Origin of the sequence: Acidihalobacter prosperus (genome assembly GCF_000754095.2) — a bacterium.
GTDB classification, from domain to species: Bacteria; Pseudomonadota; Gammaproteobacteria; order DSM-5130; family Acidihalobacteraceae; genus Acidihalobacter; species Acidihalobacter prosperus.
On record NZ_JQSG02000002.1, the window covers coordinates 535,863 to 558,464 of the forward strand.

Here is a 22,602-nt window from a genome sequence, read left to right on the forward strand (position 1 = left end):
CCTCTGACACCAGAAGAAGAACGGTTAACAAGTGAGGGCGCGGTTGCCGCCGCGCCCTCCGCCCAAAACCCTTGCCCCCGCTGAGAGAGAAAGAGAAGAGGTAAAGATCATGGGTAAGCAGCACTTTACACCCACGCGCGCCGGCGGGGAAGCGACCCCGCCCCATTCCATCGAAGCCGAACAGGCTGTCATCGGCGGACTCATGCTCGACAATGCGACCTGGGATCAGGTAGCCGATCTTGTCAGCGAGGCCGATTTCTACCGGCACGATCACCGCTTGATCTTTGGGGCGATCCGGGCCTTGGCCGAAGCCGGGCGGCCGGTAGACGTGGTCACTCTGGCCGACGCCTTGGAACGGGCCGACGCCTTGGAACAGGCTGGCGGGCTGGCCTATCTCGGCCTTCTGGCTCGAGATACTCCCAGCGCTGCCAACGTTCGCGCCTATGCAGATATTGTGCGCGAGCGATCTGCGCTTAGGCAGATCGCGGCGCTCGCCCAAGCCTCCGCGGCGCGAGCGTTCGAGCGGGGAACTGCTGCGCTGGAAGCGCTTGAAGAGCTTAGGGAGGAAGCCGACTCACTAGCAGAGCGGGAAGCGGCGCGGGGGGGTAGGGACACGTCTCTCAAGGCCGCGCTCCGGGCCGCACTCGATTGCATCGAGCTTCGCCATGAAGCGGGGGCTCTTCCAGGTCTGGCGACCCCTTGGCCTGACCTGGACGACATCACCACAGGCCTGCATCGGGGCGAGATGATTGTCCTGGCTGGCCGGCCATCGATGGGTAAAACGGCCTTGGCACTGAACGCCGCGCAGCACGCGGCGGAAAACGGCGCGCGGGTAGCTGTCATCTCGCTAGAAATGACCGCGGCCGGCCTTGCGGACCGCATGATCGCCGCCGCCAGCGGCCTGCCTCTCTCTCACATTCGAGACCCCAGAAAACTGGACGGCGGCGGGGAAGCCGCATGGGCGCAGCTGACGGCTGGGGTGGCTAGGCTGTCAGCCATGGAGGGAGAGCTATCCCTTGATGATCGCCCGGCCCTGACCATCCCCCAGATTCGCGAGTCCCTGCGCGGTATGCGAGCCAGCATGGGCGGCCTTGATCTGGTCGTAGTGGACTATCTGCAACTCGTTGTTTCAGAGGGTGAAAACCGCACGCAGGAGGTGTCCAAAATCTCGCGCGGACTCAAGGCCATCGCCAAGGATTTTGACGTGCCGATGGTCGCGCTCTCACAGTTGAACAGGGGCCTTGAGCAGCGTACGGACAAACGGCCAACGCTGGGCGATCTTCGCGAGAGCGGCCAGATCGAGCAGGACGCCGATCTCATCGCCTTCATCTACCGCGACGAGGTCTACAACGAGGACAGCCCGGACAAGGGGACGGCAGAGATCATCATAGCCAAGCAGCGCAACGGCGCCACGGGCACGGTGCGGCTCGCATTTTTGGGTGAGACGTGTTCATTCAAGCCACTGGCGCGGGATTGGAAGCGACCGCCGCCGCCGATGGCGGAGGCTAAAAGAGGATGGTCCAATGACGCGCCATGGTGAAATGATAACCACGGCGGGCCACGCCTGCCGGGTGCCGATTTTCGCCCCCGTGCGCCGGGTCGGGCGCGGCCTAGTGAGACAGCGCGTCGAATCCGCCTGGGGGCATGCGACCATCACCGGCCATCTGGGCCAGCGCGAGCGCGACGCACTCGACTCAGTGTGCGAGGCGGCTCAGGCGTGGCGCCCGGAGTCCACGGGCGACGTGACCGCCCTGGTGGACTCCGCCCGACTGCGGGCCAGCCTGGGCTGGGATCGATGGAAATATTCGCAGATCAGGGACGCCCTGCGCGCGCTACGTGCCGCCGAGATCGAGCTCATCATCCACGGTGAGCGATCAGAGTGGAGTGGGATCATCACCCACATTGTCGAGGCCGGCGACCCCCCGCCGGAGCGAGTGGGATCACGGTCGCGCTGGAGAACCGCGCCGCCGGTTCCTGAGCCTGGCCGTACATCGCCCAGGGACGGGATGATGTGGGAAATCACGATCTCGCGGGCATGGATTGCGCTTATGCGGCGGTTGCAAGTACGTTACCCGGCGGCCGTATTCCACATGCGTTACGGCGTAAGCCAGGCCGCCGCCCGCTTCATACTGTCCCACAAGCCGGGCGCGACAATGCGGATCGATACCGTGCTTGACGCCGTGGGCGTGCAGAGCAGAGACCGGGCCCGCGCACGGCGCGAACTCGCCGCCGATGCGTCGCTCATGGCAACGGCTGGCGTTCACATCGACTGGGCGGCTGGCGTCATGACGACGCACCCAGCCCCGGAGACGACGCGCCCAGCCCCGGAGACGACGCGCCCAGCCCCGGAAAATACGCGCCCAGCCCCGGAGCCTATAGATCTATAGGCCCTATAGGCCTATAGGAGGCAGCCGCCGCCGCTTGCGGGCGCGGCGGCTGCCAGAGGCCAGAGGTCGACAAATAGCCGTCTTCGGCCGCGTCCAGGCCCCATCCGCTTGGCTGATCAACCACGGCCCAACTCCTTCATCTGCGTGACGCCACCAAACACCGGCCCGGTCTCCCGTACCCGACCGTTACCCGTCAATGCACTGACCTGACCGTACAACTCCTTCGCACTCCACTCCGCTCGCTGCTCCATCCTTATCGCTTCGCCCATGATCTCGCTTCGACGACCCTCGCATTCCAGCAACCTCACGACCACCGTATCCACATCCCGCGCGGCATCCTTGACCCCGAATACGCCCGCGCCAGTCCAAATATTTTCCAATTAATTTCCCGCTAAACCCCGCTTTAACCCACTTTAATACACGCTTAAAAACTCGTTTGCAATTGTTAGCAAATAGGGGGTTTTTTCACCTTATAGCTCATGGTCTAATTAGCCAAGACAGCCGGTTAAGCTGGCTGTTTTGAGCGAAGCACTCGGAGGTTCTCATGACCATGACTTTGACTATCGATAAAGAATTGCCTGATGAAACGGTCGCGCCGTTGTATTTCCGCTTTGATGGCGCGTTTGAACCCGGGCTGGCGCATTTGTGCCTGACCGAAAATGGCCATGTTTTTTTTGCGACGAACGGCGAACCGGGCGGCGGAGTACCGATGCATGTCCATGAAAAGCGAACGCTGCAATGGAGTGTGTCACCTTATCTGAACCGCGAAAGGGCGCTTGCGCTGCTGGATGACTCCGGCCTTCAGGCCGCGTTGGAGCGAGTGCATCGTGGTCATTCCGTGCATAGGCGCGCTTGTGGGCCGACAGATGTGAGCTTTACTGAAGACGCCAAGGCGGCTACACAGGACGTACAAGCTATCCTCGATCTCGCGTGCGCCGAGCCTGAGAATTTGGTGCAGGTGTGGGATCTGGACGACTGGCTATTCTCTAATGGGCTGCACGAGGCTTGGCCTGCAGACGTACCGCTCGATAAGGCGTGTGAAGCGCTGGAACTGGCGGCGGTGGAAGATGAGCCTCATGCCCACGTCAGCGGAGCCTCGAAGGCAAACATTCGAGACAGCTTGATCGACCGCGTCACGTGGTGCGAAGACATCGAGGACCTGACTGGCGAGCATCTGAAGACACGCCTAGAAAATCGCCCAAGCGACTAGCATCATAACGACGAAAAACGAAAACGTGGCCGGGATACACCGGCCTTTTTTGCGCCTGGTGTATTGCTCCAAAGCCAAAAACAAACAAAGATCGCGGCGCGGCGGCTGCCGGTGCCCGACGCAAGTTCTGCGACGCAAACGCGAGGCCGCTGACGCTGACGCTGAACCGTATTAGTTTGATTGATAATTGACATGTTTAGTCATCTTTCTCTTAAGTTTTCGTCTAACTTCGGTAGGCGTTTAACAAGCCGCTGCGTCTCCACGCTCACTCGCACTACCCGCTTGACCAGATCGACGATGTAGCGCGGATCGTTGTGTTCGTCACACCACAGGTTCGGGTCGTTCTTGATACTGCTGTCCTTGGCTGTCGTGACCTGATAGCGCTCCATCACCCATTCAATCGCGGACTTGCCGTTGACGACATACTCGAATGCCTCTGGCGGGATGCCTTCCAGGGTCAGTTCGCTGTTGTAGATGATCTTGGATTTGTCCTTCTTGCTGGGAAACCGCATCTTCGCCACGCGGTAATTCGGCTGTTCAGGAGCATCCAGCAGACCGTGCTGCTTCTGTTTGTAGCGCTCTTCCAGCGGCCACGGCTCAATCGTTTCATAGTTCAGGTGCAGGTCGGCCAGCTTGCGGCCCGCCGAGGCAAATGCCCTGAACGTCTCGATGCTGGCAGGCTTAGGAATACGGGGCAGCATGCGCTTGAGGTCGGCGGCATACTGCTGCCGATACTCCGGCGAGTGCAGCAGTCCGTAGACGTGATAGAACAGGTCTTCTTTGGTGATCGAGTCGTCACCGTAATGCTTGCGATAGGCTTCCAGGGCTTCGTCTGTGATTCCATCACGGCGCACGTAGCCGTCACTGTCTGGGACGGCGTCATCCTGCTGCTGGAACAGGTCTGAATCGCCGGATGGTCTATCTTTGTCCGTTTTTTCGTAGACATATAGAGGGAAAAATTGACCTGCCTGAATCAGATTCAAGTCTGGAACACAATCTACTATCAAGCACGAATAATCCTTGGTTACTCCAACGCCAGATACTGAGATCGCCAGATTCTGGTGACGCGGTGTTGGGAATAGGCGTGGCATCTGATACACCATGTCGTTCAGGCGACGATTGAAATACGACCACGCTTTCGTAAACGGCCTATAAATACTCATCACAACAGAGTTCTGCTCAAGGTCGTATTTCCGTCCACGTTCGGCATCGGACTTCAAGCCACGCGACCACTTGATCCGCTTTGGATCGCTGTCCACGATGGTATCGACATCCGGCTTTTCCGTCGCTCCAGCACATGCGGCAGCGTAGCGGTCTACCTCGGTGTTATAGTTGTCGATCATTCGCCGCATGTTGCTCTCAAGCGCCACACGCGAGAAGTTGTAGGCCCAGTCGTCGCGGCTTGTTGAGATTCCACGCGAGTATGTCTCGAAGATCGTTGCAGCGTCTTTGTCGCTCTTGTCTCCAAGCGCCACGAACCCCTCAAACTCCGGATTCCGCTGATTGATCCAGTCACCCGCCTCATTCGGCGTGATGCGCGTCCACGGCACCTTGTCGACGCTGCCAAAGTCCGCAATGCGGCTGAGCTTTTCTTCACGATCCAGATAATCACCGATGTCTCGATAGAACAACTCACATGGGCCGGTATGCGCAGGGTTTTTCACCATCAAGATAATCGCTACCGTGTTGCGTGAACCCGACCCAAACACCTTGCCGCCTTCTTTTCGAGAAAGTTCACCAGCAGTGCGCTGATTTCCTCTCAAATTAAACACATACAGATGGCTGAATTCCTGTGTCAGGCGCTTGCGCAGTCCATCTGCCGTGTTGCCGTCGATGAAGGAGCCGTTCGTCACAAAGGCGACCACGCCCTCCTTGCCGATACGGTCAGAGGCCCAGCGCATCGCCTTGATTTCGGATGCGTAGAGGCTGTTCTTGTTTATCGCAGACGACTGTGCCGCATAGGTTACGCGGATACGCTCATCCAGCTTCGGGTATGCCTGATTCTGGTTGTTATCGTTGGCGCTTGTCTGTCCGGCGGAATACGGCGGATTGCCGATCACCACCCGGATGGGCTGCTTCTTCTGCCGTTCAACCCGCTCGGCGTTCTCTCTGGAGAACCCACCCTCCAGATGATCACTCTGATCAGCCTCGTACATCTGGAACGTATCCGTCAGCACGATGCCATCGAACGGCGCATTCTTGCCGCTCACGCCGTGATAGGCCGTCTCGATATTGACCGCTGCCACATAGTAGGCCAGCAGCACGATTTCATTGGCGTGTAGTTCGTTCCGATATTTGCGCTCTATGTCGTCTGGCTTGATAAGACCAGATTGCAGCAGGCGCACGATGAACGTGCCCGTTCCCACAAAGGGATCGATGATCTGCACGTCAGGCGACGATACGCTAATGCCGAAGTGCTTGTTCAGGACAGCCTCGACGCTGTGAACAATGAAGTCCACCGGCTCGATAGGCGTGTAGACGATGCCCAGCCGCTCGGCCATGCGTGGGAAGGCATTGTTAAAGAAGGTGTCGTACAGGTTCTTGATGATTTCCTGACGAGACTTGTCGCTCTTGGCGAGCGCCACGCGGCCGCGCACGTTATCGTAGAACCGTTCCAGATCGTCCGTTTCGCTGTCCACGCCATGATCATCGACGTGATCGATGATTCGCTGCATGGCTTGGGAGATGGGGTTGTCGTCCGAAAATCCGCGTCCCTCGAACAGTGCATCGAACACCGGGCGGGTGATGATGTGCTGGGCCAGCATCTCGATGGCTTCTTCCTCTGAGATACCGGGATTGATGTTCTTGCGTAGCCCCTTGAGGTAGGCGTTGAACGCCTTGCGCCCGTTGCTGTAGGGCCGCTCGATCAGCTTTTCGATGCGTTGGGTGATCCTGTGGGCGATCTGGGCCACGCTCTTGGCCCATTCGGCCCAATACTCACGGTCGCCCAGCTTGCGCGGGATCGCGGCGTACACGGCCTGCTGGATGTCCTCGACAGGAACAAGAGGAATGTCCAGCGGAAGCTGCCCGCCGCCTCCCTCGCTGCCTTTGCCTCCTTTGCCTCGCCCAATGACCTTGATGCGCCGCCGGAACTCCGCTTCATCGACCAGGCGTTCATCATGCGCCCGCAGCGCCTTGATGACTTTCCAGATGCCCTTAAACTGCGGATTACTCTCAAGATAACTGTTGTAGTCCTTGACCTTTTTTGTCGGGATCGCGACCGGCAGGATGATGTACCCATACTGCTTATCGGGCGCTTTGCGCATGACGCGGCCGACCGACTGCACGATGTCCACAATGGATTCTCGGGTGTCGAAGAACACCACGGCATCGAGCGCCGGCACGTCCACACCTTCGGACAAACACCGGGCATTGGACAGGATGCGGCACTGGCCTGCGTCGGGTTCATCCTTGAGCCAGTCCAGTTCGTCCTTGCGCCGGGCCATGTTCATGGTGCCGTCCACATGATGTAATGTGGCATTCACCATGCTGTCGTCGTCTTCGTGCTCCTGGCGGTAGAGCCTGACCAGATCGGCAAAGACTTTCGTGGCCTCATGGGACGCCTTGATCGACTTTGAGAACGCCACGGCCCGGCGCATCGGCGCGGTGTCTTCCTCCAGATCGCTGACTTCGCCATCGTCGATGACTTTCAGGCCCTGCTTGGATAACCCCTTCCAGCTACCGATGATGCGCGTGGCAAAGTCGATGTCCACGGCATTTTTCTCGTCGATCTTGTAGGCGTTGTTGAAACTGTTGGCGACCGATGCCATGCGGTCTTCGTCCACCGCGACGATCAGCACCTTGTACTCGGCCAGCAAGTCGCGCTGCACGGCCTGCCCGAAGCTCAGGCGATAGAACTCGGTGCCAAAAGTGGCCTCATCGTCCATGGAATAGAGTACGGCGTTCTTCTCACCGGCTTTGGTTTTGCTCGCTTCGGCGAAGATGCGCGGCGTCGCCGTCATGTAGAGGCGCTTGCTGGCCCGCAGCACGGCATTGTCATGGACTTTCACGAAATCGGACGCATCTTCCTTGGGAAGCGTCAGTCCGGTGGTTCGGTGGGCCTCATCGCAGATCACCAGATCGAAGGCCGGCAGACCGCCGCTGCGCTGCGCGTCGATGACGACCTGAATCGACTGGTACGTGGAGAAAACCACACGGCGGCGCGTGTGGCGTTGCCCAGCCTGAACGATGGCGCGGCCCAGCCGGCGCGCATCCGTGGTGGCCGGATACGCCAGTTCCGCCGTCTTGATGTCCTCTTCCTCGCGGCCCACGCGCGAGTCGGAGCACACCACGAAGGCATCGAAGGGCTGTTCGGCTTCGGCTGACCATTCACGCAGGGTCTGCGATACCAAGGTGATGGAGGGCGCAAGGAACAGCGTCAGGCCGGTATCGGGCGTAACGGTTTCGTTCAGACGCAGCGCGGTGAAGGTCTTGCCGGTGCCGCAGGCCATGATGAGCTTGCCCCGATCAAGCCCGGCGAAGCCGTCCACGGTTTCGCGGATGGCCTCCTCCTGATGCTCGCGCAGGTGCTTGCGCGTCCGGCGCTTCATCTGCTCCGGTTTGAGGACATCCAGCTCTGACCAATCGACGGGGGCTTCCGCGAGGTCTTCGCGATACAGAATGCCGAAGTTCGGTTGATCCGCAATGACGCCTTCCGCGCCTTTGCCCAGCCGAGCCGTTGTGCTGACGAACAGCCGGTAGGCGAAGGACTGCTCTATGCCGTCAACGGTGAAGACCTTGGCGCTGTCGGCGAGGAAGGACGAGACGTGCGCCTTGTCGAGCGTCGAGCCGGCGTCGTAGAACTTGCACTGGATCGCCCAGAAGGTGCCCTCGTGCGTTTGGCCGACCAGATCGATGCCGGTGTTGTCGGCTTTCCAGTCGGCGGGACGTTGCGGCCACTCCGCCCAGGTCCAGACGTGGGCGAGCGTGTTGGCATAGGTCGGGTCGGTCTTGAGGTACTGGACGATCAGGCGTTCAAACAGCTTGCCTTTGTGGAGTTCGTCATGGGATCGAGCGCGTAAGTTATCCAGAACTGCATCGATGGAATCTGGCCGTGCCGCTTCGTCCATTGCGCATCCCCTTGGCGGTTGACTCTATGTGTCTAAGGGCGCCAAGGATACATCAAACGACGTTTGCTCACGGCAGCGAGGCAGCACAGTCCGAGACAGCCCGAGGCAGCCCGAGTCCTCGTTCTTCGCGGCCTTCATTCATTCTAGTGTTGATCGAGAAAGCGTCTACCTCCCTGTCCGCTGTCGGCCATATTGTCCCCAGCATGTCCTGTCCCTGCGTATGTGGTGTCAATCATGCTGCTGTTGACGTGGATAGGCCGTGATTTCTTTCCCCTGACGGTCACAGCGATGATCGTCGAGCTAGGTGCTTCCTGCCAAGGACAAAATCTCGGCTGAACATTGGTGCGCCAGCGCGCCCATCGCCCAAATATTTTTCAAAAAATTTCCCGCTAAACCCCGCTTTAACCCACTTTAATACACGCTTAAAAACTCGTTTGCAGGCGTTAGCAAATAGGGGATTTGTTCGCGTGCTCGCTTCTTAAATAATCAGTTCAGACAGCTGGTTAAACCTGCTGCATGAATGAAATTATTAAGGAGCCAAAAAATGAAAAATCTTCAAATGTTCGTCGCCTCCGCCGCCATGGCGGCTGCCATCCCCGCCGCGCATGCTGGGACGACCGACCACGTTTCAATTTTCGCTGGCGATGCCAGCCAGGGTGCGGTGTTTTCTCAGACCTGGGGAAATCCCTCCTTTGGCCCCTGGGCGCGAGTGGGCAGCACCATCAAGAGCTTTTCTGCTCCTCCCTCCCTTAGCTCCTGTCCTCCTCGATGCCTGACCGGAGTGGTGTTTTTGACCGGCACCACTACCCCGCCCCCTTCCCGCCGGTCGGCTCAGGGATCGGCCGATGCGACTGTCAACGGAACGATTGGCTTTGCTTATCTGCCGCTGGTGGACCTGGGCAGCGGCTTCAATGGAGGCCTGTCCGGGTCGATCTCACCGACCCTGACGATCACCCAGCAGGCCAAGGCCCTGGGTGGGCTGGGCTTCACCGGGCGCCTCGATCTGGCGGACGGCTTCGCCCAGGCCCGGCGCGCGGGCTGGCGTCTTGAGCAAGTACAGGCCCCGGTGACGGTGTCGGCCGGCGTGCGCTACATCCCTTTGATAGGCATGGATTATCTGTCCGCCAGCGTGGGCGAAATCCAGCCGCAAGGCCCGGCCGCTCCCCGTGCGCGCGGGGTGGTCGCCTCTCTGGTCATCCATGCCCCGCGGTGGAATGCGAAGGTCTCCGCCCAGCGCCTGCCGGGCGGCAGCGAGATTCCCCTGGCTTATCAGCCGGTCGGCCCGGCGCGGCTGGTGGGAGACAGCTATGCCTCGCAGGTGGTGGCCGTGTCTGGTGCGTGGAAGGTGCCGGACGGTGCGGTGGTCACTGCCACCGCCGCAGACGTGGACGGCGGCAAAGACATGCAGGTGGAGATGGGCGTGCGGATGCGATTTTAACAGCCAACCCGCCCGGCAAAACCGGGCGGGACTTGCGTTATTCGGAAATTCTGGAAAATGGCAGTAGGTAATTTTTAGGTAATTTTTGAGGGTTTCGTCATGGCGTTCTACCGCACGGATTTTTACCAAAACCTTCCCACTCCCGGCGACCGCGCGGACGCGTTCGACCAGTGGCTGGCAAGCCAGCGAGGACCCGTCCACCCCGTGATCCAGCGGGTCGTGGAGAAGTCCAGGCAGGGGCGGTACGACGCAGAGCAAGAAATGATGCTGTGGGGGCCGTGGGCGCGATTTTTGGAGATTTTGAAAATCAGAAATTTGCGCTGGTGGCACCTGCATGGCGGGCCGTGTCGGCAGGTGACGCATATCACCCATACCCCCCGCGCGCGCGGTTGGGGATGGGCTGCGGTGATCGGGCTGGCAATGCTGCTCGCACCGATCTTCTCGTGATTTTCTATGACGTGGATTCCGTCATATCAAATAGGTGGTGAATGACATGAATAAGAAAATGTTTTTAGTAACCCCCGTGCTTGCCGCGCTGCTGGTGAGTGGATGCGCGAGCTACCGGGCGGATGAGTACCAGGGTGGACTGCAAGCCATGCAAACCCTGACAGGCGTCGTGGTGAATGATCGTGTGGTGCACATCCAGGCCCCGCGCGCCGGGGTAGGCAGCATGGCCGGAGCCGCCATCGGCGGCATCGGCGGCGCGGCTCTGGCGCACGGCTCGGGCGGCCTGGGCCAAGCCCTGGCCGGCACGGTCGGAGCCATCGCTGGCGGGATCGTCGGGCAGTCCGTGGAGAGTCAGGCGACCGGCCCGGCCCAGCAGGTGACGGTGCAGCTCGCTGGAAGCGGACGGCTTTTGACTGTCGTCGAGCAAGGGCCACTGCTTCACCCAGGCGAAGCGGTTGGCATCACCATTTCCCCCCGCGGCCGCGCGCGAGTTTTCCCAATGCCGCAGGAGAAGGCCAAGGGAGGGGCAAATGAATAAAAGGACGTTGGTCTTGATCGGCGCGGGCGTCCTGGGAGGCCTGACCTTGGCTGGGGGCTGGGTTGTCTCTAGCCAGTCTTCCAAGACTATTCCCACAGTGGACATCTTCCCTCCCGCTCCCTACGTCCCGCCGCGCGGCGAGGCGGTAGTTAGACATGGAACTGTGTCCTTGGTGGGTGATCGCGCAGCTCAAATAGTCCTGGACTCCGGGAGAATAGTGGTGGCCCAAAACCCGTCTGGCATCCCCCTTAGCTCGGGAGAGAGGGTGGATGTGAAGCAGACCGGCGAGCGGTTTCGCGTTGTGGGAGGCAGCCATGGATGAGCGGACAAAACCCGAGATCCGTCGCGCGGCTTGCCCGCGCTGCGGGGATGATCTCAAGCGCGTGTGGTCCTCCAAAAAACAGCGGTTTTACTGGCTTTGCCTGAATGGCGAGGATGAGTGCGGTGCGATCTATTCAGACGATGGCGGCGAGCCCAAAACGACGCAGATCACCAAGGAAGCCGTGCCGGATTTGACGTGTCCTGAGTGCGGACAAGCGTCACTGGAATATATCGAAGGCGCCAAGTTCGGCGCGTTTTTGAAATGCCCTGACTGCGAAGCGACTTTTGATCTTGCAGACCAAAGCCTGCCACCGTCTCAAGAAAACCTGGCTCCGCTCTGCCCGGATGACGAAGGCCACGGACACATGAAACGGCGCTCGGGCAGGAATGGCGCCTTTTGGGGCTGCCGCCGCTTCCCTGAGTGCCGTGGCACGCGGCAGATAGAGGATGAGGGCTGATGGGACGCATCACCGAAACCGATTCGGCCGGCCAAGTCGCCCTGCGCTGGTCCATCCGCGCGACGGCGGCGGTCGCCATGACCATCTATTGCCTGCATTGGGTAATGGATGATCGTGAATGGCGGGGCCTGATGACGTGGCTGCACGAGGGCGGCCGCTTCCCCGCATGGGCGATCTTTTCGCCCTGGGTGGCGGGGGTGCTGATGGTGACAGGCGCATGGCTTTTTGTGTGGGCATGGCGGATGCCAAGCAGAAAACGCTCGCAGAAAACCGAACGCGGCGCACGCGCCGCGACGGCGGAACAGTTGAGAAAAATGACGGAGAAAGTGAAATGACCAAGGAAATTTTTCGATTGGTTTTGAGAGGTGGCGCTGCCTTTTTTGCTGGTGCGGTCACGGCCGCCGGCGTCGGCGGTTGGGTTTTTGTGGGCGCGGGGCTTCTGGCCCTCGCGAATCGCGCGATCTGGCGGCAAACGGCGAATTTTGCGGACAGTCTCAGATGGGCGATCCGCGCGCCATTGATCGCCTGGGATGTGCTGGTCTCGATAGGCGCAGTCCAGAATCTGATCGCCCACCCTCCTACCCTGGGTGGGCTGGGAACTGATGCTCTCTCGATTATTTATGGATTGATCCTGCTCTCGCCTTTGGTCGCTTTCTTTTACCGCCACCGCATCGCCAAGGCGCTCGGCATCGGTCGCGCTGAGGAGGAACACAAGCGCGGCAGCAAGGCCGCTACGGCCGAAGATCTGGCGGCGATGACTCGGGAGCAAGACTGAAATGTGGCCCTGGCAGAAACCTCAGAAACCCCGCCCGCGCAGCGACCGAATCCAGATCGGCGGCGTGCCCGTGCCGCCGAGTTTGGAGCCGCTGCACTTCCTGATCGCAGGCAGCACAGGTACGGGCAAAAGCCAGGCGATCAGCGCGAATCTAGACGTAATTCGTGAGCGCGGCGACCGCGTGATCATGGCTGACCCCGGCGGGCAATATATGAGCCGGTGGTGGCGCGAAGGCGACACCATCCTTGCGCCGCTGGACCAGCGGTCGGTGCCGTGGTCGCCTTTCTCGGAAATGCGCGGTCAGGAAGACGCGGACAGAGTGGCGAAGTCGATCATTCCCGATATTGAAACAAGCGGCGACGCAGCAGAGTGGCAGAAATACTCGCAAGGCCTTGTGGCCGCAATTTTGGAAAGGCTGTGGGAGTCTGGTGGCGCGGCAAATGAGAAATTTGTGCGTCTTTTGACCGTCGCCAAAAGCGATGAAATCGAAGCGATAGTCCAGGGGCTCCCTGCTCAAACGCTTTTCGATACCGGCGCCGCAAAAATGTTGTCGGCGGTGCGCGGCATCATCGGATCGGCTCTCCCCGCGTACAGGTTTTTACCGCCGGATGCGGGCGCGGATGCGTGGTCGATTCGGCGATGGATAGAAGGCGGCTCGGGTTGGCTGTGGCTGCCCTATAAGGACAGCCAACGCGCGGCCATGGCACCGCTGATAAGCGCATGGCTCGGCGAAGCGGTGTCGGCCATCCTCGATCTGGAACCTAGCCGTGAACGGCGAATCTGGCTGGTGCTGGATGAGGTCGCGCTTTTGGGCAAAGTGCAGGCGCTGTCCGACGCACTGACCAACGGGCGGAAATATGGCCTGCGCGCCATTTTGGGCCTGCAATCTGTCGCGCAACTTCGACAAGTCTATGGCCGTGAGGGCGCGACCGTCCTGCTGTCGTGCCTATCCAGTCAAGTGATTTTAAGGTCGCCTGATCCCGAGACGGCCGACACGATGAGTAGGGCGCTCGGCGAGCACCAGATCAGTCGCGAGCACAGCAGCCATGGGCCAAGTGGGTCGAGCACATCAGAGCATGTGGTGATCGAGCGCGCCGTGCTGCCGAGTGAACTGCAATGCCTGCCGGATCGGGTGGGATATTTGAAACTGGCGGGTGATTATCCACTGGCAAAAGTGTCGATTGGTATCACTCACAAAGAGCCTGCGGTGCCCTCATTCATCCCCCGTGCCGCAGCGCAGAAAGCGCCGCCGCCGGTGGTGAAGGAAGTGCAGCAGGAGAGCACTGCGCCCGACGAAAAGATCGTCGCGCCGGGGCTGTCACTCGAACTCATCCCCGCAACATGCGCGGGCGAAAACCTGAGACATATCCTCACTGCTGATCAGTGGCAGCGCCTCCAAAAGCGCACGGCTGCCGAAGCTGGCGGCGTGTGCGAAATCTGCGGAGGTGTGGGCGACAAATGGCCGGTGGAAACGCATGAGGTGTGGAGCTATGACGATCAAGCCAAGGTGCAAAAACTAGAACGACTGCAAGCCCTTTGCCCTTCCTGCCATCAGGCAAAACACCTTGGCCATGCCGCGCAGAAAGGGCAAGAGCAGGAAGCGATGAAGCGACTGGCTGAACTGAATCAGTGGGACGCTGAAACCGCACGAAAGTACATCGATCAGGAAATGAAGATTTGCCGCGAAAGATCGCGGCATAAGTGGACTCAGGATCTCCAAATCCTCGAGTCGAAGTACGACCTGAAAATCCCGAAAGGAGAATGAAGATGACTGAATGGAACGACGGAAACACACCCACCGGCGATGAAAATCTTTGGTATCTACTGACCCAGGTGCCGCCGGAAGATCGCGAAGATTGGGACCCCAAGATCAGAATGAGCGTCGAGGGTCTTGAGGCGCAGATGGCAAAACAGGCGGCGGCGGACGCTGACAACGAACGGCCCGCACCCGCGAATGTGATCGCGGCTCGGGAGCTAATGGCGGGTGTGGAACTTGATTTCTTTTACGTCACGAAGCTGCTGGAAAAAGTGCTCGCCCGGTGCGTCGATCATGCGACAGCGATCGACGGATTTTGGACCAAGGAGCGCGCGCAGGAATGTCTCGGACCGGTGATTCGTGATGCGGACATTGAGGCCGAAATTCGGGAAGTTTTCCGCGGTCTCGTGCTTCAAATCCTGTTCGTGATCAACCATGAACCGCAGCACTGAAACTCAAACCAAAACCCCGGAATTCGGGTCGGAAAACCCGGCCGCTGGCGCGGCCGAGTTTTCCTCACACCCCTGCACCTTCCGTGCAAACACCGCAACCCGCAAAGCCAGTACTGGCGCGGCTTGCGGCTGTTAACACCCTGAAAACAGGTGCAGGGCTAAATCCATCTAAGCCATTGAATTGACAGCAAAATAGGTGTTAACACGATGAACGCAAAGACGATGAGCAAATCCGAACGACTGCTGATGCAAATCGAATCGCTGAAAAAGGCCGCGAAGGAAGCGGAGAAACGCGAGCGCGAACAGCGGAAACAGGCGATTGCCAGGGCGGCCGTTAAGGCCGGAATCGACAAGCTGGACATCCCGTATTCTGAACTTGAGGCCGCGTTCCGCGAACTTGTCCAGAAACTGGAATCCGCTTGCGTAATTCAGGAACCGGGAGAAGATCGTGGCGAAGAAACAAGCGAGGAAGTCGAAGATGAAAACCAAGACGATTTCAGTGCGACTTAGCCCAGGCATGGAAATGGCGCTGCGCAAATTCCCCGGCAAAACGGACTCGGATCGCGTGCACGCCGCGCTCGTCCAGGGCGCGCTGGCGGATGAAATTCTCGACGGCGTAGCGCGCGAGATTCATTCACTGCGACCAGTGATCACGGATGAGGTGCGCAGGGCAATGGCAGACGTTCTAGGCGGCAAGGATTTGAGCGATGACTAGCAAAATGGTGGGTGTGCGCCTTGACGCCAGCGGCCTCGCCGCTCTGCAAAAATTCCCAGGCGAAACCGACTCGGAAAAACTCCGTGCAGCCGTGATGCGCGGCACGATTATCGACGAATGGCGGCGCACTCAGGAGGCCTTGCTGGAAGCCCATCGAAAGGGGCTGGCGATGATGATCAAGGAAGCGATGAAGGATACGGCGGAGGCCGTCGCAGACATGGAGCGCGAGATCATGTCCGCCCTCCGAGACCTGCCGACCCCGGATGAAAAAGTCGCCAAGAAGATCGCCGGCAGCCTGTCCCGCGTGATCGCCCACGGCATCATGCCGCAGGTCGACATGGGCCGGAAAGAGCCGCTGAGAAAAGAGATTGCGGCCCTTGCCCATGCATCGGGAGAACTCGACGAATGATGAGCGTTTCGGCCCGCAACGCGGGCACGGCCAAATCGTACTACGCCCACCTACAGACCGACGCGCACCGCGCCGGCGGCGAGGCCGAGCGCGAAGATTACTATTCCAAAGACGCGGCCGGCGAATGGTTCGGCGAGGGCGCGGAAGCGATGGGCCTGACCGGCGCTGTAGCGGTTGCTGACTTCCACGCGCTGGCGGATGGATACCACCCAGAAACAGGTGAAGCACTCGTGCAAAACGCGGGTGAGCGCGACAGGGTCGCGCTGTACGACTGCACGTTTTCCGCACCAAAAAGCGTGAGCAATGTCTGGGCCGTCGGCGACGAAGAAACGCGCGCCACCGTCGAGCGTGCGCACGATGAAGCTGTGCGCCAAACGCTCGCAGAAATGCAAGAGCGCTTCATCAGCACCCGACGCGGCCAGGGCGGCTCGGAATTTGAAAAAGTCGGCATGGTCGCAGCCATGTGGCGGCATGGTACGTCGAGAGAACTGGACGAAGATCTGCACACCCACGCAACGATCATGAACGTCGCGGCGCGAGCCGATGGCACATGGGGAACCCTGGACGGCCGCAGTCTCTACGAGCATCAAAAGATCATGGGTGCGGCGTACAGAATTCATCTCGATGAGAAGCTGCGAGAAGCCGGTTTTGCCACCGAACGCGATGGGGAGAGTTTCCGGATCTCGGACGTTCCGCAGTCGCTCGAAAAAGCATCAAGCACCCGACGCGAACAGATCCTCGAAGCCATGGCCGAGCGCGGCGTTTCAGGCGCAAAGGCCGCACAGGCGGCGGCGCTGGATACTCGAAAGGCGAAAGACCACAACCAAGATATTGACCAACTCCGCGAACGCTGGAAAGCACGAGCCGCCGAGCACGGCTTTGATGCAGATAAAGCGCGTGGCGCGGGCGAACCGATCCCCCCAGCAGAGCGTCGGGCATCGGTGGAATTCGTGCAAGAAATCGTGACGCAGAACAAAGCCGTTTTCACTGAAAAGGATCTCGAATACGCCGCACTGGTCGCCGCCCAAGGCATGGGCCGTGGTAGAGAAGATGCGCGAGAGCTTTTTCACGACACGCTGGCTGAATGCGTGATCCTCCGCGCGCCTGACGGAACGACGCGCTACAGCACCCCCGAACTGGTCCAGAAAGAGCGCGAAACGATGGAAACCGCGCAAGCCGGGCGCTTCAAAACAGACTGGACGCTGACCCCGGAGACCGTCGCCCAGGCGCGGGCGAAAGCCGAAGCGGCAGCAGGGCACGCACTGAGCGACGAGCAGGCAAAGGCGCTCGAATATCTCACCACCGGGCGGGGCCAAATACAGATCCTCGTGGGCGACGCAGGAACCGGCAAGAGCACCACCATGAACGCCGTGCGTCAGGCATATGAGGATGCGGGCTACACAGTGATCGGCGTCGCGCCGCAGGGAAAGCAGGCGGCGGATCTAGGTCAATCGGCGGGCATGGAAAGCAAGACCATTCATCGACTGCTGAGCGAAATCGAGCGCGGCAAAACCCGGCTCGACGAGCGCACCGTGATCGTCGCGGATGAGATGGGCAAAACCGATTCGCGACTCATGCACGACCTCACCCAAGCAGCCGACCAGTCCGGCGCGAAGGTGATCATGCTGGGCGATCACAAGCAAATGCAGCCAGTCGGGCCGGGCGCGGTTTTTCGCCATCTGGCAGATGCTGAGAAAGGCGTCGGCCATGTCCGGCTGGAAGAAATCCACCGCCAGCGCGACGCAGGCGACCGTGAGGCAGTGCGCAGCATGAGCAAGGGTGAGAGTGCGCAGGCGCTGTTGCATTTCATCGACAAGGGCCAGGTCAGCATCGAGAAAAACCACCGCGCGGCCGTCAAGGAGATCGCGCGGAAGTGGGTGGATGCGGCGCAGGAGGTCGGCAAAGAAAAAACGCTTGCTCTGGCATCGACGAACCAGAGAGTAAGCGACATAAACCAGGCCGTCAGAGCGGCGCTTAAGAATGGCGGCGAACTGCAAAACGGGCAGACGTTTGAAGCCGTCCGTGAGCTTGGCTTAGATCCAGAAACCAAGCAAATGCGCACGAGTACCGAGCGCACGGAGTATGCCCCCGGCGACCGTGCGCTGTATGCAGGCACGAACGACTACGCGTCGGACCTCCGACGCGGCGATCTCGGAACCGTGGTCGGCGTGGACGAAAGAGGCGTAGCGGTAAAACTGGATCGGGACGAGAGCGTGAAGCTGATCGACCCCGAGAAACAGGATCTGCGCCACGGCTATGCCATCACCGCTGACCGCTCGCAGGGCGCGACGGTGGAGCGCGTCGTGGCCTACGCCACCAGCGATTCCATCCACCGCGAAATGAGCTACGTCATGGCCTCGCGCGCAAAGGAAAGCACTGAGTGGGTGACCACCGAAGCGCAAACAAAGAAGATCGAGGACAAGACCCCGCCGACAGAGCGGATGCTGTCCTGGGCGGACGATCTCGCCGCCCGTGGTGAAGCGCCGGCGCTGACTGACGAGCAACGCGCCAGCTTCGCCGCCGTGCGCGATCACCTTGACCGATACGCGGACTATCAGATAGGCCGCGAGGGTGGCTCGCAGACCGGCCTTGCCGACGAGAAGCTTGAGCGCTTTAGGGACGTGGTGGAGGCCATGAGCGTGAGCAGGCAGAAGGAATCCACTCTGGATTATGAAGCCCCGGCCATCGACCGTGACCGCGAGCGAAACGATCAAATGCCGGAGCGCGAACACGGTAATGATCGTGAGCGCGCCACGGAGCGCGACCGCGACGAAGCGCACGAACGGCATCAGCCGACCGGCTGGGACGAGAAAGCGATCAATGCCGCCGCCGAGATCGAGGCGCGGCAGGCGGACAAGGCCTCAGAGCGTATGGCGGTCGAGTGTCTTAAGGACTACCAAGCAGCGGCCGACCTGCACAGGCAGGGGCGGCATCTCGAACGGCAGGCCGAGAGCGAGCCAGACAAGGATCGTGCAGCGGAACTTCGCGACATGGCCCGTGCCGCGCACGGACAGGCGGAGGGCGTGCGCCTGCACGCGGACCACAAGCGCGACTGTCTCCCGGACGAATACCGGCAGGTCGTGAAGGACGCGGAGCGGGAGGCCCGCAGGGACGAGAAGCAGGCGGCGAAGCAGGAAGATCGTGCGGCCACCCACTATGAGCGAGCCGCCGAACATGCGGCGCGTGCAAATGACTGGAAGGAATCTATCCCGTCTCAAGCCCTGAACGCCGCTGAGGCGCGGCTCGAACGCTGGATGGCGGAACGCGCCGCCACCGCCGCCAAGGAAGGCATGTCGGCAGGTCGTCAGGATCGCAGAGATGGCATCGAGGACGTGCGACAGATGACGAAGGATCGGGAGCAGGAACGCCAGGCCGAGCGCCAGGCGGCAAGAGAGGCGAGCCGCGAGCGCGGCCGCGAACAACAGATAGAGAGGTGAACGACATGGGCATGAGCAGCGACAGTGAAAAACCCAATCAGCAGACGCGGCCGGAACATCAGCCGGCGGATCGGCTGAAACCTACCCCGCCTGATCTCATCAAGCAGCCCGAGCCGCCGAGCGGCGCGACCAAGGCGGACCAGATCAGCCATGCTGTCGGCCACCATGATCCCAACAAGGGCAAGGCCATGGATCGTGACCTGGATTTTGGGCTGTAGCCATGGGCGCGGGGCTTATTCTCGATCTCGTGCGCGGGCTGCTATGGGGCGCCGGCTTCGCCATCGCGCGCGCGCTCTGGCTGCCGATCCTGCTGGCGCTGCTGGTGCTGGGCGGCTGGGCGTGGTGGTGGTCGGCAGTCCACCACCTCCCCCTCCTGGATGGTGCCCAGCACATCCTGGGATGGGCGCGGCAGACGGCCGCATGCGTCATCCCAGCCGCAAGGAGATACCCATGACATCAAGACTCAGCGGATGGATAGAGGGCATCGCCATGGCTTTGCTGGTCGGCTTGCTATGGGCAGGCGTATCGCTCACATGGCTGGCGATCCCCCTTGGGTTGTTTTTATTACCCACGTTTCTTGAGGAAGATGAAAATGAACAAGGCAGAAAAGGCAAGGATAACCGCTGAGGCCATGGCAGGCGTGCAGGATCTCTTTGCCTCCATTGACCAACCAAGAGAAGCCCCGCCGGCAACCACCGTGCCCAAGACCATCCCTCCAGGCGCCGTGCGTGATCTCGTGGAGGCAGAACTGTCCCGCCCCGCTCCCAGGGGCGGGTACTTCCGTGGACTGGCGGCGGTGGAGATCGACAAGAAGATCAGAGCCGAGTTGATGCGGCTCGCAGCAGAATACCGATAACCCCTCCCTCTAAGGGGCGCTGCCCCTCGCGTCTGTCAAGGGTGCGCTTTGCCCTTCGGCCCGGCCCGTGTCCTGCTCCCTGCGGTCGTGTGGGCCGCGCCAGCCGGCCCTCCCGGCCCTTGACCTTTGCTACCCCCGCGCTTCGCCAGCGTGGCAGGAGCCATGCGCGGCATGACCCCATGCCCGACCAAAGGCGAGGCAAAGACAATGAACCAGCAAGCGATCGACTTCGGCGGTTTTGTTCAGGATGCAGCGGGCAACTATGAGATGGCACGAGCCGTCAGCCCGGACGAGATCATCCACCAGGCGCGGCAGATCCTCGCTGAGCGTGTGAAACGAGAGAACGTCATCGACAGCCCGCAGACCGCACGGGACTTTGTGACGATGAACCTGTCGGCACGCGAACGCGAGGTGTTCGCGGTGCTTTGGCTGGACAATCGCCACCGCGTCATCGCCTTCGAGGAACTGTTCCAGGGAACGATTGATGGCTGCTCGGTCTATCCCCGTGAGGTCGTGCGCAGGGCCTTGGAACACAACGCGGCGGCCTATGGCGGGCCATGGGATCGAAAGGCGTTACGCATCGGATGGCGGTTCACGCCTTACTTCGGCGTGTATGCGAAGTACAGCCGGAACCGGTTCCAGTTGAATGGACAGACCATCAGTGGCCCCGTTGAGACGGTCGGCATCCGCTTGGGCTGACACCATGGCCCGGCCTCTGCCGGGCCTTTCTTTGTCCGTGTCCCGAAACGGGACAAAACCGTCCCGATAGTGGACACTGAACCGCCGGATTGTCCAAAAGTTGAACAATTTTCGCTTTATCTGTCCCGAAACGGGACAAAAGCGTCCCGATAAGGGACGCCCAGCGTCCACATCGGGGACGCCATCGAGCTTTCCCTACCCTTTGCAAGGGGCATACTCCGCGAGGGCAAAGCGCGTGAAACGCTCTGTAAGCGCATATGAGCGCTTTTGAGCGATTTAAGCTAGGGGATGTAGCCAAAACCAAGGAAAACGCGCCAGAGGCGCTAAAAACGGCCTTAGTCGAGCTTTTCCACCAGGTCTTCGGCTCTCAAATGCGTATATCGCCGCAGCATCTGCATGGACTTGTGGCCGCTGATGGCAGCGACTTCCTGATCCGATAGGCCGCGCTCCACCAGTCGGGACACGGCCTCATGCCGCAGGTCGTGGAACCGCAGGCCCTCGATGCCCGCGCGCTTGAGCGCGTGCGCCCAAACACGGTTGATCACATACGGCCCGCGCTCGGGGTTCTCCCGCCCGGCCTGCCCGCGCTTCGGTTCGCCGGGGAACACCAGCGGCGAACCCCGCCGCAGTGGACACGTCAGCGCGTCCCGCAGCACGTCCACCGCCGCACGAGATAGAGGCACAGTGCGCGCCGAACCGTTCTTGGTCATGCTCAGGCGAACCACGCGGCGGTCAAGGTCCACCTGGTCGGCGGTGAGGCTCAGTATCTCTCCCTGCCGCATGCCAGTATGCAGCGCCAGGCGAACTACGGCGCCCAGCATGGGGTTTGAATGCTCATCGCAGGCTGCCAGCAGCCGCCGTTCCTCGTCACCCGTCAAGCGCCTGTTCCGGCCCTCGCTCGGCTTAGGCCGGCGGATATGCTGAACGGGGTTGATCGTGAGCCCCAGACCCCACTCGCGTATTGCAGTCGAGTACAGATGCCCAAGCAGGGCCAGTTCGAGGCGCACGGTGGACGCCGACAAAAGGCGCCCGGTTTGCGGGCTGATGGTTGCCAGGCGCTTGTCGCGGTAGTCGGCGACTATGTCCGGCGTGATGGCGGCAAGCGCATACCGACCAAGCGCTTCGCGCAATGGCAAGGCATGATGCGCTTCGCGTGCAGCGGTAGAGCTTTTCTTGGTGGGCGTGACCTCGCGCAGATACCTATCAAGCGCCTTGTCGAGCGTCATGCGCTCACCATGGCTGCGCTGCACGTACAGACCTCGCACCATTTGATCTTCTGTGGTGCGTGCCCAGTCTTCCGCGTCGCGTTTGAGGCGGAACGTCTTGATGGTGGTCGGCCAGCCCTGGCGGCGGATCATCGCCTTCCAGGTGCCGCTTTGAGTCTTGGTGATGGTCGCCACGGTACACTCCGGTACAGGTCAAAGTGTACCGAAATTGTACCGCAGGACTTTGAGACTTTTCGAGAGTTGCCGTAAGTCTTTGATTTTATGGTGGGCCGTGTTGGGCTCGAACCAACGACCATCGGATTAAAAGTCCGGTGCTCTACCAACTGAGCTAACGGCCCATAGCAAGCTGCGCAGTATAACGCCTCTGGCGCGTCCCCGGAATCCCGGAGCGCACCAGAGGCATGCAACA

At 60.7% G+C, this 22,602-nt stretch carries 23 protein-coding genes and 1 tRNA gene; 20 read left to right on the top strand and 4 right to left on the bottom strand.

What is annotated here, in order from left to right:
• Nucleotides 1-109: 109 nt before the first annotated feature.
• The gene (gene dnaB, locus THPRO_RS06590) at nt 110-1,540 is read left to right on the top strand and encodes a replicative DNA helicase (RefSeq protein ID WP_065089378.1); all 1,431 of its coding nucleotides are present in this window, start codon (nt 110-112) and stop codon (nt 1,538-1,540) included.
• Complete coding sequence (locus THPRO_RS17170) at nt 1,524-2,387, top strand: hypothetical protein (protein WP_201786950.1); 864 nt, start codon at nt 1,524-1,526, stop codon at nt 2,385-2,387. The genes dnaB and THPRO_RS17170 overlap by 17 nt, the downstream gene beginning before the upstream one ends.
• A gap of 116 nt (nt 2,388-2,503) precedes the next feature.
• Here THPRO_RS17170 and THPRO_RS06600 read toward each other — a convergent pair whose 3' ends face one another.
• Complete coding sequence (locus tag THPRO_RS06600) at nt 2,504-2,767, bottom strand: hypothetical protein (protein ID WP_038088578.1); 264 nt, start codon at nt 2,765-2,767, stop codon at nt 2,504-2,506.
• Between the two features lie 164 nt (nt 2,768-2,931).
• Here THPRO_RS06600 and THPRO_RS06605 point away from each other — a divergent pair, with 164 nt between their 5' ends.
• On the top strand, nt 2,932-3,597 hold the full coding sequence (locus THPRO_RS06605; RefSeq protein ID WP_038088580.1) for a hypothetical protein: 666 nt from the start codon (nt 2,932-2,934) through the stop codon (nt 3,595-3,597).
• A 200-nt stretch (nt 3,598-3,797) separates the two neighbouring features.
• Here THPRO_RS06605 and THPRO_RS06610 read toward each other — a convergent pair whose 3' ends face one another.
• Nucleotides 3,798-8,666, bottom strand: coding sequence for a DEAD/DEAH box helicase (locus THPRO_RS06610; RefSeq protein WP_038088583.1), 4,869 nt, complete (start codon nt 8,664-8,666; stop codon nt 3,798-3,800).
• A 544-nt stretch (nt 8,667-9,210) separates the two neighbouring features.
• On the opposite strand from THPRO_RS06610, the gene THPRO_RS16630 reads away from it, so the two are divergent.
• The 17 genes from THPRO_RS16630 (at nt 9,211) to THPRO_RS17560 (ending at nt 20,967) form a co-directional block, all read left to right on the top strand.
• On the top strand, nt 9,211-10,104 hold the full coding sequence (locus tag THPRO_RS16630) for a hypothetical protein (RefSeq protein WP_145930711.1): 894 nt from the start codon (nt 9,211-9,213) through the stop codon (nt 10,102-10,104).
• Between the two features lie 99 nt (nt 10,105-10,203).
• Nucleotides 10,204-10,551, top strand: a complete 348-nt coding sequence (locus THPRO_RS06620) for a hypothetical protein (protein WP_038088589.1) — start codon at nt 10,204-10,206, stop codon at nt 10,549-10,551.
• A 46-nt stretch (nt 10,552-10,597) separates the two neighbouring features.
• Nucleotides 10,598-11,089: an outer membrane lipoprotein gene (locus tag THPRO_RS06625; protein WP_052064210.1), complete on the top strand. Its 492-nt coding sequence runs from the start codon at nt 10,598-10,600 to the stop codon at nt 11,087-11,089.
• A 314-nt stretch (nt 11,090-11,403) separates the two neighbouring features.
• Nucleotides 11,404-11,868, top strand: a complete 465-nt coding sequence (locus THPRO_RS16955) for a topoisomerase DNA-binding C4 zinc finger domain-containing protein (RefSeq protein ID WP_082954486.1) — start codon at nt 11,404-11,406, stop codon at nt 11,866-11,868.
• Nucleotides 11,868-12,203 (top strand): hypothetical protein, encoded by a 336-nt coding sequence (locus THPRO_RS06630; RefSeq protein WP_065089380.1) that lies wholly within the window; start codon nt 11,868-11,870, stop codon nt 12,201-12,203. Before THPRO_RS16955 ends, THPRO_RS06630 begins: the two co-directional genes overlap by 1 nt.
• Nucleotides 12,200-12,643 carry a hypothetical protein gene (locus THPRO_RS06635; protein ID WP_065089381.1) on the top strand — a complete coding sequence of 148 codons (444 nt, stop codon included), beginning with the start codon at nt 12,200-12,202 and terminating at the stop codon, nt 12,641-12,643. The genes THPRO_RS06630 and THPRO_RS06635 overlap by 4 nt, the downstream gene beginning before the upstream one ends.
• A 1-nt stretch (nt 12,644) precedes the next feature.
• On the top strand, nt 12,645-14,408 hold the full coding sequence (locus tag THPRO_RS06640) for a type IV secretion system DNA-binding domain-containing protein (protein WP_065089382.1): 1,764 nt from the start codon (nt 12,645-12,647) through the stop codon (nt 14,406-14,408).
• 2 nt (nt 14,409-14,410) lie between these two features.
• A complete protein-coding gene (locus THPRO_RS06645; protein WP_145930712.1) occupies nt 14,411-14,851 on the top strand; it encodes a hypothetical protein in 441 nt (146 codons plus the stop codon).
• A 207-nt stretch (nt 14,852-15,058) separates the two neighbouring features.
• On the top strand, nt 15,059-15,361 hold the full coding sequence (locus THPRO_RS06650; protein WP_038088600.1) for a hypothetical protein: 303 nt from the start codon (nt 15,059-15,061) through the stop codon (nt 15,359-15,361).
• The gene (locus THPRO_RS06655; protein WP_145930713.1) at nt 15,330-15,566 is read left to right on the top strand and encodes a hypothetical protein; all 237 of its coding nucleotides are present in this window, start codon (nt 15,330-15,332) and stop codon (nt 15,564-15,566) included. Before THPRO_RS06650 ends, THPRO_RS06655 begins: the two co-directional genes overlap by 32 nt.
• Nucleotides 15,567-15,579: 13 nt before the next feature.
• Nucleotides 15,580-15,975 (top strand): hypothetical protein, encoded by a 396-nt coding sequence (locus THPRO_RS06660; RefSeq protein WP_145930714.1) that lies wholly within the window; start codon nt 15,580-15,582, stop codon nt 15,973-15,975.
• Nucleotides 15,972-19,412 (top strand): MobF family relaxase, encoded by a 3,441-nt coding sequence (mobF, locus tag THPRO_RS06665; protein ID WP_065089384.1) that lies wholly within the window; start codon nt 15,972-15,974, stop codon nt 19,410-19,412. Before THPRO_RS06660 ends, mobF begins: the two co-directional genes overlap by 4 nt.
• 5 nt (nt 19,413-19,417) lie before the next feature.
• Nucleotides 19,418-19,630, top strand: coding sequence for a hypothetical protein (locus tag THPRO_RS06670; RefSeq protein WP_038088615.1), 213 nt, complete (start codon nt 19,418-19,420; stop codon nt 19,628-19,630).
• Between the two features lie 2 nt (nt 19,631-19,632).
• Nucleotides 19,633-19,866 (top strand): hypothetical protein, encoded by a 234-nt coding sequence (locus THPRO_RS06675; protein WP_038088618.1) that lies wholly within the window; start codon nt 19,633-19,635, stop codon nt 19,864-19,866.
• On the top strand, nt 19,863-20,039 hold the full coding sequence (locus THPRO_RS16960) for a hypothetical protein (RefSeq protein WP_161489942.1): 177 nt from the start codon (nt 19,863-19,865) through the stop codon (nt 20,037-20,039). Before THPRO_RS06675 ends, THPRO_RS16960 begins: the two co-directional genes overlap by 4 nt.
• Nucleotides 20,005-20,268: a hypothetical protein gene (locus tag THPRO_RS06680; RefSeq protein WP_145930715.1), complete on the top strand. Its 264-nt coding sequence runs from the start codon at nt 20,005-20,007 to the stop codon at nt 20,266-20,268. Before THPRO_RS16960 ends, THPRO_RS06680 begins: the two co-directional genes overlap by 35 nt.
• Nucleotides 20,269-20,535: 267 nt before the next feature.
• On the top strand, nt 20,536-20,967 hold the full coding sequence (locus THPRO_RS17560) for a JAB domain-containing protein (RefSeq protein ID WP_456236353.1): 432 nt from the start codon (nt 20,536-20,538) through the stop codon (nt 20,965-20,967).
• 335 nt (nt 20,968-21,302) lie between these two features.
• Here the strand turns inward: THPRO_RS17560 and THPRO_RS06690 are convergent, their stop codons facing one another.
• A complete protein-coding gene (locus THPRO_RS06690) occupies nt 21,303-22,367 on the bottom strand; it encodes a tyrosine-type recombinase/integrase (RefSeq protein ID WP_038088624.1) in 1,065 nt (354 codons plus the stop codon).
• A gap of 88 nt (nt 22,368-22,455) precedes the next feature.
• Nucleotides 22,456-22,531: transfer RNA gene (locus THPRO_RS06695), tRNA-Lys, on the bottom strand.
• Nucleotides 22,532-22,602 lie beyond the last annotated feature (71 nt).